The organism is Litoreibacter meonggei, from assembly GCF_003663885.1.
GTDB classification, from domain to species: domain Bacteria; phylum Pseudomonadota; class Alphaproteobacteria; order Rhodobacterales; family Rhodobacteraceae; genus Litoreibacter; species Litoreibacter meonggei.
This window is the reverse complement of sequence record NZ_RCCE01000009.1, coordinates 49,498-64,580: the sequence shown is the minus strand read 5'-3', so window position 1 is coordinate 64,580 and position 15,083 is coordinate 49,498. Positions and strand designations below refer to the sequence as shown.

Here is a 15,083-nt window from a genome sequence, read left to right as displayed (position 1 = left end):
TTGCCATCAAGATCATCATGAAGAACGGGATCAAAGCACCAATATTCGAAGCACCTGCGGGATCACCGAGTTCAGTAATCAGCGCCCCTGCCACACCAGTAATTGTTGCAAAGACACCGGCTACCACGATTGGATACATCGCAAAGGACACAAGTGCGGATAGCCAGCGGGCGAAATAGTCTTTCGTTACATCGAAAAGCGTAAGGAAGATCATGATTGGTGCGAGACCGATTAGAAGTGCGATCATCAATCGTGAAGCAACAAGGATAAAGGCTGCAAGCCCGCCAAGGATAGAAAGCATCAATACGCCTAGTATATCAAGCATCGCACCGGCCATCCAGTTCAGCTCTGAGCCAGCAGCGTTGAGATATGTTCCAAGTTCGTCAATGAGGGTATCAAATTCTTCCGCAAATGTTCCTGACGGCCCAGGAACACCCCCGCCGACCGAAGCGACCAAAGCCCCAGCAATGCTATCAATTCCGCTTAAAATCCCTGAAGAAAACGCATTGAATTGGATCCAATTGGTCGCAAACAACCCGACTAACGTTATCTTCACAGCAAGCCAAAATGCCGTCCTTCCGTCCATAGATCGGACTTGAAACACCATGTTGATGAAAACGAAAGCAACTATCAATGTTGCTGCAAGAACAATCAGTGTTCCGACAGTCGCAGCGACGGACCCAAACTGAGTTTCAGCGGCTGAGTTTAGGTAGCCTTCTGATGTCTCCACGAAGTAAGTTACAACGCTCATTTAGATCACCTCACCAGTTATTTTCTAGTTCACAGATCGGTCGCGCGATTTTGCTGAAATCATTGGCCGTGCGTCGGTATTCAGCGGTCCTTTGCTGGGTGTCGTATCGTTCGAGCGCGGCATAATGTTCGTAGTAATATTCTTGAGAAGATTCCCATGAAGGAAACCTAGTATCACAGCCACAGGACCCGCTTTCCGCAACTGCTTGCATCCCTTGCGCCCGATACATCATTTGAACCAACTGGCCTTTATGTGCCTCGCGTGGAGCTATGTTTTCGATCCAATCAGGGCGGGCCGGTTGATCGGGACAAATGCGTGGTGCATCTGTTCCAATCGTCGGAAGAAATTGTGCCGCTGCACTCAAAGGAGCAACAACGGCCAAGGCAGCACCAAATAACAGGTGTTTCATTCTACGCTGCCTCCGATTTTGTATCGTCTGGTAACTCATGCTTCAAAAAGATGGTCACTCGACCGCCCAACTGACCGTGAGGGACCACTGAAACAACCTCGAAACCAGCAGCGCCCCATTCAGTGAGGGCTTTGGCCATAGCGGCATGTTGGTCTTTTTTGGTAAGGTCGAAGTCTAAGACTTCATGTTCAAACTTTTTCATTTTCCATCTCCTTCGTCTTTCGCTGCACCGGGTAAGTAAAACTGCGTGATGCCCCGATTGCCTTCATGGCGACCGGCTTGAATAATAACATCAATCGAGCTTTCAATATATTGTATCATATCTTGGTAAGTCATTGGCACATCAGTTTTTAGAGCGGCGATTGCTAGCCGTTGAACCGCCAACTGCGGCGTTTCCGCATGAAGCGTCGTCATCGACCCGCCGTGACCTGTATTGATTGCTTCAAGGAACGTCATAGCTTCCTTGCCCCGAACCTCACCCAAAACGATGCGATCTGGACGCATCCGCAAGGTTGAAGTCAAAAGCACATCAGCCGATTGTACCTCTACGTCACGGTTTGAAATCAGCGTCACCACGTTTGGTTGCGTTGGAACCAGCTCTGCGGCTTCTTCAATAGTGATCAAACGTTCTTCGTCGGCGATATAACTGATTACCTTTCGGCATAGGACAGTTTTACCCGTCGATGTGCCGCCCGAAATGACAGTGTTCAGACGATTTTCGACACAGTATTTGATAGCTGCCTCAATATCGCCAGTCGCAACGATTTTCCGTAGTTCTTGGTTTCGCGACTTGCGGTTGCCTTCGAGACTGACTTCCTCACCAAAGAGGAATTTCAGCTTAATGTCATCCAGAGACATAGTTGAAAAAAAGCGAAGCGCGATTGAATATCCGCCCCGAACAACGGGGTCTTGGATCACCTGCGCACGTACAGGCCGATCATGATAATCGACGCTAACGGAGGCGATAGGCTTGGCACGACTGATTTGTGTTTCCGCCGCAGCCGCAATTTGTGTCGCTAAATCACCAACCTGCTTTTTACTCCACTGGGTTTCTAGCCGCCGCATGAAGTGGTCGCCCTGAAATTCGCCCCAGATCGAGCCGTCAGGGTTGATGCAAATTTCAATCACATCATCCCTTTTGGCGTCTACGAGTTGATCCAGAGTGTATTCAAAATGCGTTGCCACCTAGAAAATCTCCACGTCGCGATCAACCATCACAGTGATACGTGATCCCTGATCAACGTAGATCACAGGGCCAATTGCAAGGTATTCGCTGAGGACGGAATCTGTGCTGTCTGACAGATCGTCGCCAACGTCTTCAAGAACCTCTGCGGTCGTTTCGTTTTCCACTTGCGCAGCGGCAGCACCGGGCAGGGCAGTGATCAACGAAATCAGTGCCGCCGAACCAAAGCGTTCGCCGAAACGGGTATCAACAACTCCGGTAACACCGGAGCGGCCGAGTTCGTCGCCACCGAAGGAGCTGATAACTACGGTTTGGTTGTTCGGGAGGATAATCCGGTCCCATGCCACGGTCACACGTTGCTGCGCAATTTCGACGCCTGACTGATACCGTCCGATTAAACGGGAACCACGCGGGATAAGCACACGAGAACCGTCAAAGGAATGAACGTCCTCTGATATGATGGCGCGGATCGGGCCGGGCAGAGAGCTATCCAGTGCAGTTTCAGTGACGGCTTGGATCATGGTGCCTTGAACGACAGTGTTGCCCGGATTTGCGATAATTTCAGCCTGTGTGACCTGTGTCGGTACAGCACCATTGGTCACAAAGTCTTGGACAGCCCCAAATGTGCGTTCGCTTAAACCGCTTTCATCACCCGCACCAGCACCGCCACCAAATGCGATTGTTGGAGATTCAATGCGAGCCTGTTGAAAGGCAAGCTCTTGGCCGCGACGGCGCTCTAATTCCGCCAGACGACGCGCTTCTTCTTCGCGTTCCAAACGCAACCGTTCTTGCTCTAACAGATCATCTTGCGATGGTCCCAGATCGAAAGGCGCGGGTGTCGGCTGTTGAAGCTGCGCAAGTTCTAAGTCCATGCGCAATTGTTCCAACTCGCGATCACGTTGCTCAAGCTCGGTTTGAAAATTCTCTTGCGCAGTTAAGGACGATGCCTGCAAAGCTGCAATTTGTTCGCCTAAAGCGTTGATTGCATCTGCCGCTGCCGTGTCGTCTTCGACAACCGGTTCTGGGGCGTTTTGCAATGCTTCAATTTGCGTTTGTAGAGCGGCCAGTTGAGCCAACAATTCTGCGTTGGGTTCTGTCGGCGTCTCTACAATCTGAATTTCAGGAGCAGGGGTTGGGGGAGGAACAAAAGGTTCAATCTCTCCAAAGCTGTCGCCCTCGTTTTGAAATTCTTCTGGCTGTGCCACCGGCATGGGAACATCGACGCTTGGCTGCAAACTGACATAAGCCAGTCCACCAAGTGTGGCGATAACCGCGATCCCGACTACGGCCACAGCCATCGATCGTTTTTTCCGCGCACCAGCAGCAGGGGCGGGGTCAGTTCCGTCCAGTTCGGCTAGACGCTTTCTTAAATCATCCTGTTCGCTCATGATCCAACACCTCCATTTGATGTTACTTGGATGCAGACAACTTCGTCGCCGAGGCGAAGAACCCATTGCCCGCTGACGCCTGAGACACGCATCACGCCGTCTTCAATTTGCTGAGAATTGACAGTTCGTTCTCGACCATTAGTAGAGCGAAAGACGGCAGGAACCGGCGCGTTGCGAGCGAAACGGAAGTAGGTGAACGTCCCATCATCCCAAACAGCCGTTGGGGTAAATGCAGTCCTATCACTTGCTGCGTAATTGTAGTTCGGTGCTTGTTGGGCAACGGCATTAACAGGGCGAGCGTTGTCCTCTGGATACCGAAACTGGACCACGTAGTACGTCGGTGATGATACTTCCTGCACGTTGAAATAGTAACTGCGACGGTTGGTATAGACTGTGATGTTTGTATGAACACCACGAGCATTGGGTTTTACTGCAAACGCTTGACCACCGGGAACACCATCAAGTTGGAAACCCTCGGTATCACCCGCGATGATTGAGCGGATAGTTTCACCCTGACCGAACTCGATAGACGTCACATGGGTTAAGCTAACGTTCAGCCGGTACACTTGCCCCTCTTGATATGTAGCCAAGCGCACACGACTATCGTTTGGGCCAGAGCGAGGGATGTATTCAGCCAAGGCTGGACCAGCAAAGAGCGCAAGGACCAGTGACAGAGTGGTGAATTTCATGGCCTTCATTTTAGTTCTCCAATCTGTCTGAGCGGATGGCATATTCAGTGACGGTAAAGCCAAATGGATTTGCCCAAACATCGTCGATTGAGCGTCGTTCTTCCGGCCGAAAGTCAAAGAGCAGGGTGGCGGTAAACAGACCGCCTTGAACCCCTTGGTTAGAGGTCAGACGCTTACGCATCCGAACTTGCGCTCTGTTGACGCCAATGCGGTTGATGCTGAGAATTTCCACTTCAAGACGAGCAGTGGGGCCATAAAGTGTTGGTGGGTAATTTGGGTTAGCACTGTCCCAGAGCGCCCGCATTGACGCTTCAGCAGCACGATCAGACTGTTCAAGAATGGCGCGAACGCGGACATCGTTATCCAGCTGATTGTAAGTTTCCCGATCAGTCACATAACGGAAAACGACAGACTCAATGATTGCCTGATTTTCTGTAACAGCAACGGCACTAACCGTTGCGTTCGGTAGGGCCATACCGGTTTCTGGATTGAAGGGTACGACTACAGGCGCAGGGTCTACATCAAGAACAGCGACCGCCGCAGCAGCCAAGCACCCAAAAACCCCAAATGCCAATCCAGCCAACCCGAGCTTTTGCCAGAGTTGCTCACGACGCCGTGCCCCGTAAATCAACTCTTCCTCGATGTATTCCTTGTCAGTAGCCACAGTATTTTCCCGTTCAATCAGCCGAAAGCGTTGGCAGTGTGAAGTCCATGAACTGTTGTTCTTCGGCGAGCGTCGCGGCATCAATGACGCCAGCCTGACCAGCGCCAACCGTTTGCACCGCTTCCAACTGCCATTGGGCAACGAGAGCGATTGCAAGTTCCGCTGTAACCCGCGTGTTCAGATCAACACTGTCTTTGAGTTCTTCCATGTCGCCGATCAGACCAACGAGACGATCTACGCGCTCAAGCGATTGTCCGGCTTCTTCGTAGCTGTTTTGAGCAGCTGCCGACATGACAGCACTTGTTGTCGCTTGCTGGGCCGTGCGCTCGATACCCGGCGTTCCGCTGTTTGCCATTTCCGACAAGGTATCTTCATCAAAACCAGCGTCGGATAGAACTCGGTCCATTTGAGTGCGGATACCGCCAGCGCCGTTTCCTGCAAGCTGGGACCAATCGCCGTTTTTGATAGCGTCAATCGTGCCGAGGATGTCGCCAAATTCTTGATCCAAAACACCGTTGAGTTCGTCTTCAAACCGCGTCGTGATGATTTCAGGAAGTTCCATCAAACCAGTCAGGGCGGCATAGGTTTCTTGAAGTTGGGCATACTGTTCGCGCAAGGTATCCAACTGTGCCAATGCTTGCTGCAACTGTTCATTTTGCAGCACTTCATCTTCGATCATTTGCCGAAGTTGGTTAATCTCTTGGGCGATGTTTTGAACGTCAACAGTTGGGACACCTTGAGCATATGCAGCACCACCACCGGCGAGGGCAGGGGCCATAACAAAGGCGCTGGCACCAATCATTGTTGCTGCGATTGTACGGCCTAAGATTGTCCGTGTTTTAGCAAATTTTTCCATTAGTCGAGATCCTCCAATGTGAAGTCCATGAATTGATTTTCCTGTAACTGCGCAGCGGCCATAGCCATTTGCGCGTCGCTCAAGGGGCGAGTTCGGGCAGCTTTGAGACGGGTAAGGACAGCCACGAGGCGCACCAGTTCGGCCCGCGCATACGTGTTCAGAGCCATCGACTCTTGAATGTCCTGTGTTTGACCAATTCGTTGAACAATGTTGCGGATGCGGAGCGCCGCGGCTTCAACATTCTGCATCGAGCTATTGGCGTAGAAACTTGCACCACTGCCCGAAATTGAGAGGTTCGAGTTTGCCAACAATGCCGGATCAATCGTGCCTAGGGCATCAATGCCACCAACACGGGTCAGGTATTCGTTATATTTTGTGGGGATTACCTGCACATAATGCTGGGTTTCCTTGAACGGAGGAACACCACCGTAGTTTTGCACATTCCCTGGCCCCGCATTGTAGGCAGCGAGAGCATGGATGATATTTCCATCAAACATGCGCAGCATTTGTGCGAGGTATCGTGCGCCACCCTCGACCTGCAAGTACGGACTATCGTAATATGCTGGATAGATACCCAGATCACCGGCAGTAGGTGGCATGATTTGTGTCAATCCGAACGCACCGACAGGCGAACGAGCGCCAATCGTGAACCGGCTTTCTTGCCAAATCAGAGCTTGAAGAAGGCAACGCCATTGAACAACCGAAAGACCCGCTTGGCTTACGCCATTCAATCCATGGGTTTCTTGCGCCACACGGATGATTAGCTGTTCAATATTGAGGTTCGCATCCCCAAACATCTGATCGCCGCCGGGGTTACTGTCCGTTGGTGAATACAACACATCAGCCGATTGTTCAGGCAGTGCGCCATCTTCAAGACCTTGCACCATGCCCGGTATGTTCTGACCACCAAAACTGGATTGAGCATCCAGAATTTGTTGCAATACGTCGAGCTGTTCTACCTCAATCGCGGCGATAGCTTCCGCCGTCGATAGTCTTTGTGCCTGTTGCGCTAAGTCAGCTTCACGGCGGAGGTTTGCGGCTTCATTCCTAATTATCAGGCCCCTGTCCACCGTTGGCACACCTTGGCCGAGCGACGACGTTGCCCAGATCAAGCCAATCGCCGTCAATGAAAGGGTTGAGCGCATTATTCGCCCCCCGCGCCACCGGGACCGCCAAGAGCGGTGAACGTGCAGTCAGAGACAGGCGCAGTGGACGTTGAAACCCGATCACCGCTCTGCGGGAGGAAATTTAAGCTGTTGTTTGCCGAACGGGTAACGACATCTGTGTTGTTTGAGGCGTTATTCCCACCGTCAAAACAATTCGCTTGCAGCCCTTGATAGTCGCCGCAGGCAGTAAGGCCGAGCGCGGCCAAGAACATTAATGAAGTCAGTTTCATTCTACTCTCCAAAAATCTGGGCGTTGGCGGTAATCGGCACCCACCAACTGTTCACCTTTATCCATCCCACCGAGGATGGTTAGTAATGACCCAAGGGCGCTTAGGTCGGCGTTGACGACAACGGACCCTTGATCGTCCCGCACAAGTCCCAGACGTGAGTTGGTGGCGGTATTCAGCAGCACGTCGAGTTCTTTATCTTGCAGGTTGAGCATGTCGAAATCCGATGCTTTGGCCTTGATGTTAGGCAGCAAGACTTGTGTCGGGACGGCTTCAACAATCGTCTTGCCTGTCCGCGTTTTCTCAAGCTGACTTGCAAATTGCGTCATCATAACAACGACTGCATTTTGCTTACGGACTGAGAACAACCAACTTGCGAGTTTGGCCTCGAAATAGTGATTGTCCAAAGCTTTCCACGTCTCATCAACGATGATCAGTGTGGGCTTTCTGTCTTCGAGAACCCGCTCAATCCGGCGGAACAGATACGACAGGACGGCCATGCGCTCAGTCTCGCCTGCGTTGTCCAAAATGCCCGTCAGATCAAAGCCAATGAAATCACCTTCAAGCGAGAACGAGTCTTCGAGCGTTTGGCCGAAAATCCATCCATAACGGCCATCCGCCGCCCATTCGAGCGCACGTTGCTGCAAGTCGCCGTCATCATCCGTAGAGGCAAAGAGGGATGCGACACTTTTCCAATTCCGCAAGGAAGGGTCAGCCGCTTCACTATTCTGGCGAATGACGTCTTGCAGTTTTGAACGTTGAAGGGGTGTTAGCGGTTTGTCTGGACGAAGAAATAGCGATTCAATCCATTCATTGAGCCATGCTTGCCCTGAGACGTCAGTTTCCGTCCATAGCGGGTTCAGACCCGTTGGCTCACCCGCTTTGATGGATGAATATGACCCACCGTTGGCTCGCACAGCCATTTCCATCCCAAGACGGTAGTCAAGGCAAAATACCCGAACACCGGCGCGACGGGCTTGGGTTGCGAAAAATGCTGATATAACTGATTTACCAGAACCTTGACGGCCCAAGAGCAAAGTGTGTCCATTGGTTGGCTCCGCATCTGGTGACCCTTGTTCGTGATAATTGAACAAGAAGCCGGAGCGTTCAGGTGTTGGCAACATAGTGATCGGCTTGCCCCATGGAACTTGATGCCCGCGCTTACCCATAGGTGTCCGATGGAACGCCGCGAAGTCAGCGAAGTTGATGTTGGTAACAGCGGCCTTTCGGCTTCGTTTTGGAGCATTGCCGGGGTGCTGTGCAAAGTAGTGAGTGCGGGCAGCAAAGCCTTCGTTCACCAGCTTGACGCCCTGTGTAGCCGCGCTGTTACGAATTTCACCCGATAGATCATCTAAGTCAGCAGCGGTGTTTGCAAACACCGTCACGGTCATATGATGATCACCAAAGCTAAGGCGTCGGCTTTCAAGATCATCGCGAGCAAACGCAAGGTTTTCCAACAATGAAATTGCGCCATCGTCAGCAGCACGCATTAGACGTTGTTGCTTTTTGATGCGCTCCGACATGATGTTGCTGTTGATCGGTGTGAACGAGTGCGTAATGACCATATCAACCGGCAAGTTGAGCTCATCGAACATCGTGCATGTTGTCTTCTCTGGGTAGTTCTTTACTGCAAAGGTCGTACCGAGACGCTTGCCCGCATTCCCATCAGAAAGTTCGAAATTTGCCCCTTTGAATGTGACGCGGGTATTGGCGACGTCCTGCGACAGATAACCATATTTTGAGCCTTGATAGAGCGGCAATTCTTGACCGGTGTTAAGACCGCCGAGGAAGCCCAAGAGTTCGCCACTGGACGCTTCAAGCAATCGTGGCGACATATCCGCAAACGTCGATTTGATAAATCCAACGACTTCACCGAGCGCACGAAGGCGCTTTTCTGTTCGCTTTGCCAGTTGTTCGATAGATTTTTTCCGCTTGAAAGGAATTTTAGAACCAGCAGGAGGACGGTTGATGACAGTCAAGGTGAGGGTTTTATCCCGCATCCCATATCCCTCAAGTGAAGCTCTCCATTTTGCATCGACAGCGGCGGCGAAGTCGTCCCCCTCCACAGGTGGCAAATTGTGGTTAATCGCCTTAGAAACCTTGTGGACATAGAACGCAAAGTCTTGCCCGATCTGAGCTACAATCGCAGCAAACAGACGGCGCACCTTGTCGAGTTCTTCATCATCCTTGGTAAAGCTGTTGATGCCACCAAGACGGATACACTGGAACAACTCATTGCCCCGTGTCCGTATCGTCTGGTCATTTACAAGACTGACATATGGCAGCATGTGTGCGAGGTCTTTTTCTTTCGCGACCCATGTTGGCAGCAGTGAAAGCGGATCAAGGCCATTTTCAAGAGGCATAGCTATCACCCCCATGAATTTTGCGGTTCGCTGTTGGCGGTGTCTCTTGGAGTGTGGTCGCTACAACGTCGAGAAAATTCGGGTCCCAATCGGCGGCTTTCCACAGCATTGGGTAGGCGATCACGCCAGCGAGCGCGATCGCCCAATGTTGCACCCATAGGAACACCAGAACAGTGCCAAATAACCAGACCATCGCATACATGATGGGCAAGCCCAGCAGTTTGGGAGGTCGTATGAGGCCCAGAAAAAGTGGTGACTGTTCTGACATTCGTAGAGTTCCTTACGTGGTCCAGATTGCAGCTACGATTGTTGGTGCAGCAGCGATGCCCGCGATCCCGATAATGACCCAAAGGGCCTGACGGAAATCGAGGATGCCAAAGAGCCACGACAGAAACACGCCGATCAAAGCGAGTGTGCCGATCACGATGCCGAGCGGGCCGGTAATCGCGTCAACGATGCCTTGGAGGACGTTTTGTACTGGCGACAGGTCGATGGATTGTGCCAACGCCGGTTGTGCCAGCATCAGGAACACACCGCAGAGTGTCACCGTATTGGTCGTTGTTGGCTTCATGAGTTTTCTCCCTCTAGCCTGTTGAAAACAGCCAGCACACGGCTGACGTGGTTTTGGGTTTCCCTGTAGGGAGGAATACCCGCGTACTGCTCCACGGCATTGGGGCCAGCGTTGTAAGCTGCCAATGCAAGTTGAGCATCCCCGAACTGGACCAGCATCATCAGAAGATACCGAGCCGAGCCGTCGAGATTTTGTTGCCAGTTGTGGGGATCAACATTCAGATCACGCGCTGTTTCTGGCATAAGCTGCCCCAACCCAATCGCACCGACAGAACTGCGGACGTTGGTGTTGTAACCACTTTCAATTTCAATGTTTGAGCGGAACAACAGCCGCCATTCTGTAACCGAAAGACCAGCCCGCCGGAGGGCAGGGTGGCTTGCATACCGCATGGCGGTTGCGTCGATTGCTTGGAGAATTTCAGGGCGAGGAACGGCACCTCTTGGGGCAACAGTCGCTACACGAAAACCATCGGCGTTTGAGGCCTGATCCGGTTCATCTACCTGTTGGCCGAAGAGCTGCAACCCGTCGGCAGCAGAGCCTTGCCCCACGCCATCGTTGTAGTTTCGAGTGAAATTTTCTTGGGAAGCCGATTCTGAAAGTGAACCGTCGCCATTCATTACCAGCACCATACTTTGCGAGAAGGCTGGGGTGCTGGCGAGGGTTAGAGCAGCAACACTAGCTGTTGCGACCCTCCAAAAGCTCGTCCGGTAAGACGTGTGTAGTTCGACCGCCTTCAACCATCGGAATGTTGATTTGCGGGAAGCCCATGCTCTCAAGGAAGGAGATAAGGCCGTTAGCTGTCTTGAAGGTACGAACGGCAATTTCGTCGTCGTCACCCAATTTCTTACGGGCGGGAACAAGCAGCTTTTCGTAGGTTCGTTCTTTGTTAACGACGCGGATAATCCAAATGCCGTACCACACCGCTGCCTTCTTGGTTGCGGTTGTCCTGCAAACAACCTCCGCTTGATACCCACTGTGCATGAGGGTCTTGAAGTGAATTTCTGTGACCACATTCGGAGCTTCTTTGGTTATATCTTTCTCCACTTCTGCGGCCTTCCTTAGATAGCAGCAGCGGAACCCTTCTCAGGCTCCACTGCATTACAATATTATAAAGAGTGCATCAAGTTATAATATTGTAACCTGACGAACTTCTTTGTATAAAACATCAATACGCATTGAATTGGATTTTTCCAAGCTGCTTAGGGGTGCTAGCATCATGTCAACGTCACGGAACATCAGATACGTTCTTATAGTATGGTTTGTTTTTGTGGCGTCATCGGTGCAGGCAGAGACCTGTTTGGCACCATCCAGACCTTTTGTTCCAAGCGATTCAGCCGCTGCGAAAGAGTACGAAGACCTGATCCGCCAAGATTTTGAAACATACATTTCTGATGTTCAGGACTATTTCCGTTGCATGGAAGGTGAGCGCGCGCGAGCGTTCACCGAGGCCCAAGAGGTCAGTCAGGAGTACGGTCGTTTCGTTCAGCAAATGGCAAATTGAAGAAATAACCGCTCGTTGATACTGTGATTACTCAGGGTAGATTGATCTATTCACCGCATTGCGCCGATGGGGCGCTCGAAAAAACGCGCCACGCGCAAGTATCCGATGTACCAAAATTTTCAATGTCGAAGTCCTTAAATGATGAAACTGGGGCAAGGGCCATAGCCGACCTTCGCTGCGGCACGCCTGAACTCACACAACGCTGGACGAAACGGACTTGTGCAGTTGCGGCTAGTGCTGACGCAGCATTTCTTCGCATTTGCAGCGCGTACAACGCCACGATGCAGCTTCTGTCGTCGAATCGGCCATTCAAAGCTACTGATCTCGACGAACTTCAAACCGACCTTTCGTTGCGTCGTGTTCGAAATCAACAAACTCAAGACTAAGTGAGCTTTCGCTGCGTTTGCGACGATGATCGTTATGAGTGTTCTTGAGGCGGGTTTGTGATTGATTGCAGTTTCCTGGTAAGCGGATACTGAGCTTTGCGAGACGACTGACTTTTGGATGTCCACTTTGGGGCATCTATTAGGAAATGATCGCGGACAAATCAGCAAACCATTCGCGAAGGAATTCAGCCAGCCTCCAGACCAACCAAATTGTTGCCAGCTGGAGTAAGAGGCCAAGTGCGACGATTCTTTTAAAAGTCACGTTCTTTCCGCGCCATGCGATCACGAGCCGAATGAGTGTGTTAGTGGTCAACGCAGCAGCCAGCGGAAGCACTCCGTCTACGGCCGAGATTTGTCCGGCTGCTACGAGCGATGCAAGAGCGACCGATGCGGAATTCGTGCTGACCAGACCAGCGAGCGCAACGGTCGCGAGTACAGCTGTGTTCCCGAACACGTCATTGAGCGTTGCAGAGATCAACATGACAATCGCAACGACGAGCGCGAAACTAAGTGCCCCTTTGACCGAAAAGACCTGCGATGGCAGCTCCAGTTCCGCGGGCTCCACTTTGTGGCGCAACGCCAAAAAGAAGATTGCAGCCCCGTGCAATGCGGCTGCGAGGCCTGCGGCAAACAGGATGGGAAGGCCCGCGGTGAACATGGCAGGGCTCAATGCCAGCAGGATGATTCCGATTTGGACGAGTGAAGACACCGAGGAAAGTGTCGCCCCGGCAGCGGCGCTTTTTGCGTCTTCTGGCTTTTCGGCGGCGCGCTGACCAAGTGCTAGAATTGTTGACGTACTCGACACAAAGCCAGACAAAAAACCACTTATAGGCAATCCAAATCGCGCGCCGATGATCCTTGTTGCTATATGACCCGCTGCACTGATCAACATGATAACCACAACGATGATAAAGAGGGCCCGCGGATTCAGCGCTCCGCCAGGACCGACCTCTAGGTTTGGAAGAATAGGTAGGATCACCAGGATCGAAACACCAAGGATAAGGCCGTCGCGTAGCTCCACTGCTGTCAGAACCGAACGGCTGAACCCGTGCAGCATTTCCCGCGCGGCAAGCAACGACGCGATGACCACAGCGACGCCAGCCGCAAGCAAGGCAGTTTCCGTCGCCAAGCCACCCAGGAGTACGACTGAAACGAGCGCCAGACTGGTTGTAAGGCCAATATTTGGATCGGTCTGTTGCGCAACGGAAACGATCCGGGCGATTGCAACCACAACAACTGCAACCATTAACAACGGAACGCCACCAGTCATCACGCTGATAGCGCCAATCAGCGACGCCAAAGTAAAGGTGCGGATACCCGATGATGCACCCTCGCTTGGCGTGTGCGTGCTACGTTCGCGTTCAATCCCGATCAGGAGCCCAATCCCAAGGGCCTCAATCAATGCGTAGAATGCTTCCGGTTCTGTTTCCATCCAGCGACCCTAATTGTTGTTTCCCTGAGCTACAATTCTTGCAGCGATCGTTTTCTGACGGCAAATGAGTTTCCTGAAGTGTTTGTACGTCAGCACTAGAATACTAAATATACGACCACAACAGACAGCCCTTGGTTCGGTGATTTCCTTGTGGTGCAACGATGGTCCGCTCACGCAATGTATGCACTTCGCCAATCCTGTTTTAAGGGCGCTTCAGTCGGAGTTAACTTACCGAGCATCTTGCAAGCAGACATTCGCAGCAATATGGCAAATTGGTTAGATGCGCCCTAAGCGGCCTGCCGATCTGAGCAAAATCGCCGCTATCCTATTCTTGGACGGTGCTTTCGCTCTTCCGGTCTGCCTCTGGTGCACTGAGGGTTGACCATGTGTCATCGCGAGGTGGCGCTGGTGGTGTATCGCAGGAGCGGCGGTGAATGCTGACTTTTGCAATAAAATGTGCTGATATCGGTGCAGTTACAAACAAAAACGCCATGATTAGAATCTCGTGCACCGATGTTTCGCCCAAGACGAATGAATGGATCATTGAGGCCAGCAGCAACATACCGATGCCAATGGTCCCCACCTTTGTCGGCGCATGCAAACGAGTCATGGGATCATTGAACTTCAAAAGGCCGATGACGCCCACGATTATGAACCCTGAACCGATCAGCAAACACAATGCAGTCGCAACGGTTCCGAGGATTTCGCCACTCATTCGATGATGTCCCCCCGCAACAAGAACCGCGCCAACGCGACGGTTGAGACAAATCCCAACATCGCGATCAGCAGGGAAACTTCGAAGTAAATTTGCACACCCTGATAAATGCCAAGAACGACGACCAGGCCCAATGCGTTGATCACCATCGTATCAAGGGCAAGGATCCGGTCGCCCTGGGTCGGGCCCAATACCAAACGCACCATCGACAGTATCTGACCCAATGCCAGGACAACGAAAGCGACAACCAAGGCGATATCCATAAATCCAGAAGCGAACGTCATAGAAAAATCTCCTTCAGTCGGCGCTGGTAGCGGATGATGATCTCGTCGCGCACAGCATCAGGGTCGTCGGTGTGCAGCACGTGCACAAGAAGGCTGTGCCCTTCATCAGACAAGTCCGCAGAAACCGTGCCGGGTGTCAGCGTAATCGTACCGGCAAGCACGGTAATTGCCTCGGGCTGGCTCAATTCCAGTGGCACCACGATCCACGCCGGTTTCAGTTTCGAATTTGGGACGGTCAAGACGATCCACGCCACTTGCAGATTGGCGACTAATATATCCCACATCACCATGATGCTGTATGTTATCATCTTCCCCAGCTGAAAACTCTTGGGCGTGTCCGGCCACCAGACCGACGTCACCCATGGGATGATGGTCCCAAGGATGAGGCCAAAGACCATCATTCCTGCGGAAAACTCGTTCTGTAAAAGCGTCCAGACCACCGCCAACAGAAGCGTCAGCAGCGGATGGGGCAGCAGCCAATAGAATGCGCGCGCCATA

20 protein-coding genes are annotated in these 15,083 nt (G+C 52.1%); 1 reads left to right on the top strand and 19 read right to left on the bottom strand.

Going from position 1 to position 15,083, the window contains the following annotated elements:
* The 15 genes from BCF46_RS19030 to BCF46_RS18960 form a co-directional block, all read right to left on the bottom strand.
* Nucleotides 1-751: TrbL/VirB6 family protein (locus tag BCF46_RS19030; protein ID WP_147436027.1), on the bottom strand; the 751-nt coding region annotated here is incomplete at its 3' end.
* A 10-nt stretch (nucleotides 752-761) separates the two neighbouring features.
* Complete coding sequence (locus tag BCF46_RS19025) at nucleotides 762-1,160, bottom strand: hypothetical protein (RefSeq protein WP_121028246.1); 399 nt, start codon at nucleotides 1,158-1,160, stop codon at nucleotides 762-764.
* Nucleotide 1,161: 1 nt separating this feature from the next.
* Nucleotides 1,162-1,362 carry a hypothetical protein gene (locus tag BCF46_RS19020; protein ID WP_121028244.1) on the bottom strand — a complete coding sequence of 67 codons (201 nt, stop codon included), beginning with the start codon at nucleotides 1,360-1,362 and terminating at the stop codon, nucleotides 1,162-1,164.
* Nucleotides 1,359-2,345 (bottom strand): ATPase, T2SS/T4P/T4SS family, encoded by a 987-nt coding sequence (locus BCF46_RS19015; protein WP_121028242.1) that lies wholly within the window; start codon nucleotides 2,343-2,345, stop codon nucleotides 1,359-1,361. Before BCF46_RS19015 ends, BCF46_RS19020 begins: the two co-directional genes overlap by 4 nt.
* Nucleotides 2,346-3,731 (bottom strand): TraB/TrbI/VirB10 family type IV secretion system protein, encoded by a 1,386-nt coding sequence (locus tag BCF46_RS19010; RefSeq protein WP_121028240.1) that lies wholly within the window; start codon nucleotides 3,729-3,731, stop codon nucleotides 2,346-2,348.
* Entirely contained in the window at nucleotides 3,728-4,420 is a 693-nt protein-coding gene (locus BCF46_RS19005) for a TrbG/VirB9 family P-type conjugative transfer protein (RefSeq protein WP_121028254.1), read from the bottom strand. The genes BCF46_RS19010 and BCF46_RS19005 overlap by 4 nt, the downstream gene beginning before the upstream one ends.
* Nucleotides 4,421-4,430: 10 nt before the next feature.
* A complete protein-coding gene (locus BCF46_RS19000; protein WP_121028239.1) occupies nucleotides 4,431-5,084 on the bottom strand; it encodes a VirB8 family type IV secretion system protein in 654 nt (217 codons plus the stop codon).
* 13 nt (nucleotides 5,085-5,097) lie between these two features.
* Nucleotides 5,098-5,940 (bottom strand): type IV secretion system protein, encoded by an 843-nt coding sequence (locus tag BCF46_RS18995; RefSeq protein WP_425454435.1) that lies wholly within the window; start codon nucleotides 5,938-5,940, stop codon nucleotides 5,098-5,100.
* The gene (locus BCF46_RS18990) at nucleotides 5,940-7,085 is read right to left on the bottom strand and encodes a lytic transglycosylase domain-containing protein (protein WP_121028237.1); all 1,146 of its coding nucleotides are present in this window, start codon (nucleotides 7,083-7,085) and stop codon (nucleotides 5,940-5,942) included. Before BCF46_RS18990 ends, BCF46_RS18995 begins: the two co-directional genes overlap by 1 nt.
* Nucleotides 7,085-7,336, bottom strand: coding sequence for a hypothetical protein (locus tag BCF46_RS18985; protein WP_121028235.1), 252 nt, complete (start codon nucleotides 7,334-7,336; stop codon nucleotides 7,085-7,087). Before BCF46_RS18985 ends, BCF46_RS18990 begins: the two co-directional genes overlap by 1 nt.
* Complete coding sequence (locus BCF46_RS18980; RefSeq protein WP_121028233.1) at nucleotides 7,333-9,696, bottom strand: VirB4 family type IV secretion/conjugal transfer ATPase; 2,364 nt, start codon at nucleotides 9,694-9,696, stop codon at nucleotides 7,333-7,335. Before BCF46_RS18980 ends, BCF46_RS18985 begins: the two co-directional genes overlap by 4 nt.
* The gene (locus BCF46_RS18975) at nucleotides 9,686-9,964 is read right to left on the bottom strand and encodes a VirB3 family type IV secretion system protein (RefSeq protein WP_121028231.1); all 279 of its coding nucleotides are present in this window, start codon (nucleotides 9,962-9,964) and stop codon (nucleotides 9,686-9,688) included. The genes BCF46_RS18980 and BCF46_RS18975 overlap by 11 nt, the downstream gene beginning before the upstream one ends.
* Before the next feature lie 12 nt (nucleotides 9,965-9,976).
* A complete protein-coding gene (locus BCF46_RS18970) occupies nucleotides 9,977-10,267 on the bottom strand; it encodes a TrbC/VirB2 family protein (RefSeq protein WP_121028229.1) in 291 nt (96 codons plus the stop codon).
* Nucleotides 10,264-10,896 carry a lytic transglycosylase domain-containing protein gene (locus BCF46_RS18965; RefSeq protein ID WP_121028227.1) on the bottom strand — a complete coding sequence of 211 codons (633 nt, stop codon included), beginning with the start codon at nucleotides 10,894-10,896 and terminating at the stop codon, nucleotides 10,264-10,266. The genes BCF46_RS18970 and BCF46_RS18965 overlap by 4 nt, the downstream gene beginning before the upstream one ends.
* Before the next feature lie 46 nt (nucleotides 10,897-10,942).
* Nucleotides 10,943-11,311, bottom strand: a complete 369-nt coding sequence (locus BCF46_RS18960) for a hypothetical protein (RefSeq protein WP_121028225.1) — start codon at nucleotides 11,309-11,311, stop codon at nucleotides 10,943-10,945.
* 172 nt (nucleotides 11,312-11,483) lie between these two features.
* Between BCF46_RS18960 and BCF46_RS18955 the strand changes: the two genes are divergently transcribed.
* Entirely contained in the window at nucleotides 11,484-11,768 is a 285-nt protein-coding gene (locus tag BCF46_RS18955; RefSeq protein ID WP_245990285.1) for a hypothetical protein, read from the top strand.
* 525 nt (nucleotides 11,769-12,293) lie between these two features.
* Here the strand turns inward: BCF46_RS18955 and BCF46_RS18950 are convergent.
* The 4 genes from BCF46_RS18950 to BCF46_RS18935 all read right to left on the bottom strand — a co-directional run bounded on the left by BCF46_RS18950 (nucleotide 12,294) and on the right by BCF46_RS18935 (nucleotide 15,082).
* On the bottom strand, nucleotides 12,294-13,586 hold the full coding sequence (locus tag BCF46_RS18950; protein WP_121028223.1) for an MgtC/SapB family protein: 1,293 nt from the start codon (nucleotides 13,584-13,586) through the stop codon (nucleotides 12,294-12,296).
* Nucleotides 13,587-13,911: 325 nt separating this feature from the next.
* Nucleotides 13,912-14,301, bottom strand: a complete 390-nt coding sequence (mnhG, locus tag BCF46_RS18945; RefSeq protein WP_121028221.1) for a monovalent cation/H(+) antiporter subunit G — start codon at nucleotides 14,299-14,301, stop codon at nucleotides 13,912-13,914.
* Nucleotides 14,298-14,585 (bottom strand): K+/H+ antiporter subunit F, encoded by a 288-nt coding sequence (locus BCF46_RS18940; protein ID WP_121028219.1) that lies wholly within the window; start codon nucleotides 14,583-14,585, stop codon nucleotides 14,298-14,300. Before BCF46_RS18940 ends, mnhG begins: the two co-directional genes overlap by 4 nt.
* On the bottom strand, nucleotides 14,582-15,082 hold the full coding sequence (locus BCF46_RS18935) for a Na+/H+ antiporter subunit E (RefSeq protein ID WP_121028217.1): 501 nt from the start codon (nucleotides 15,080-15,082) through the stop codon (nucleotides 14,582-14,584). Before BCF46_RS18935 ends, BCF46_RS18940 begins: the two co-directional genes overlap by 4 nt.
* Between the last annotated feature and the right edge of the window lies 1 nt (nucleotide 15,083).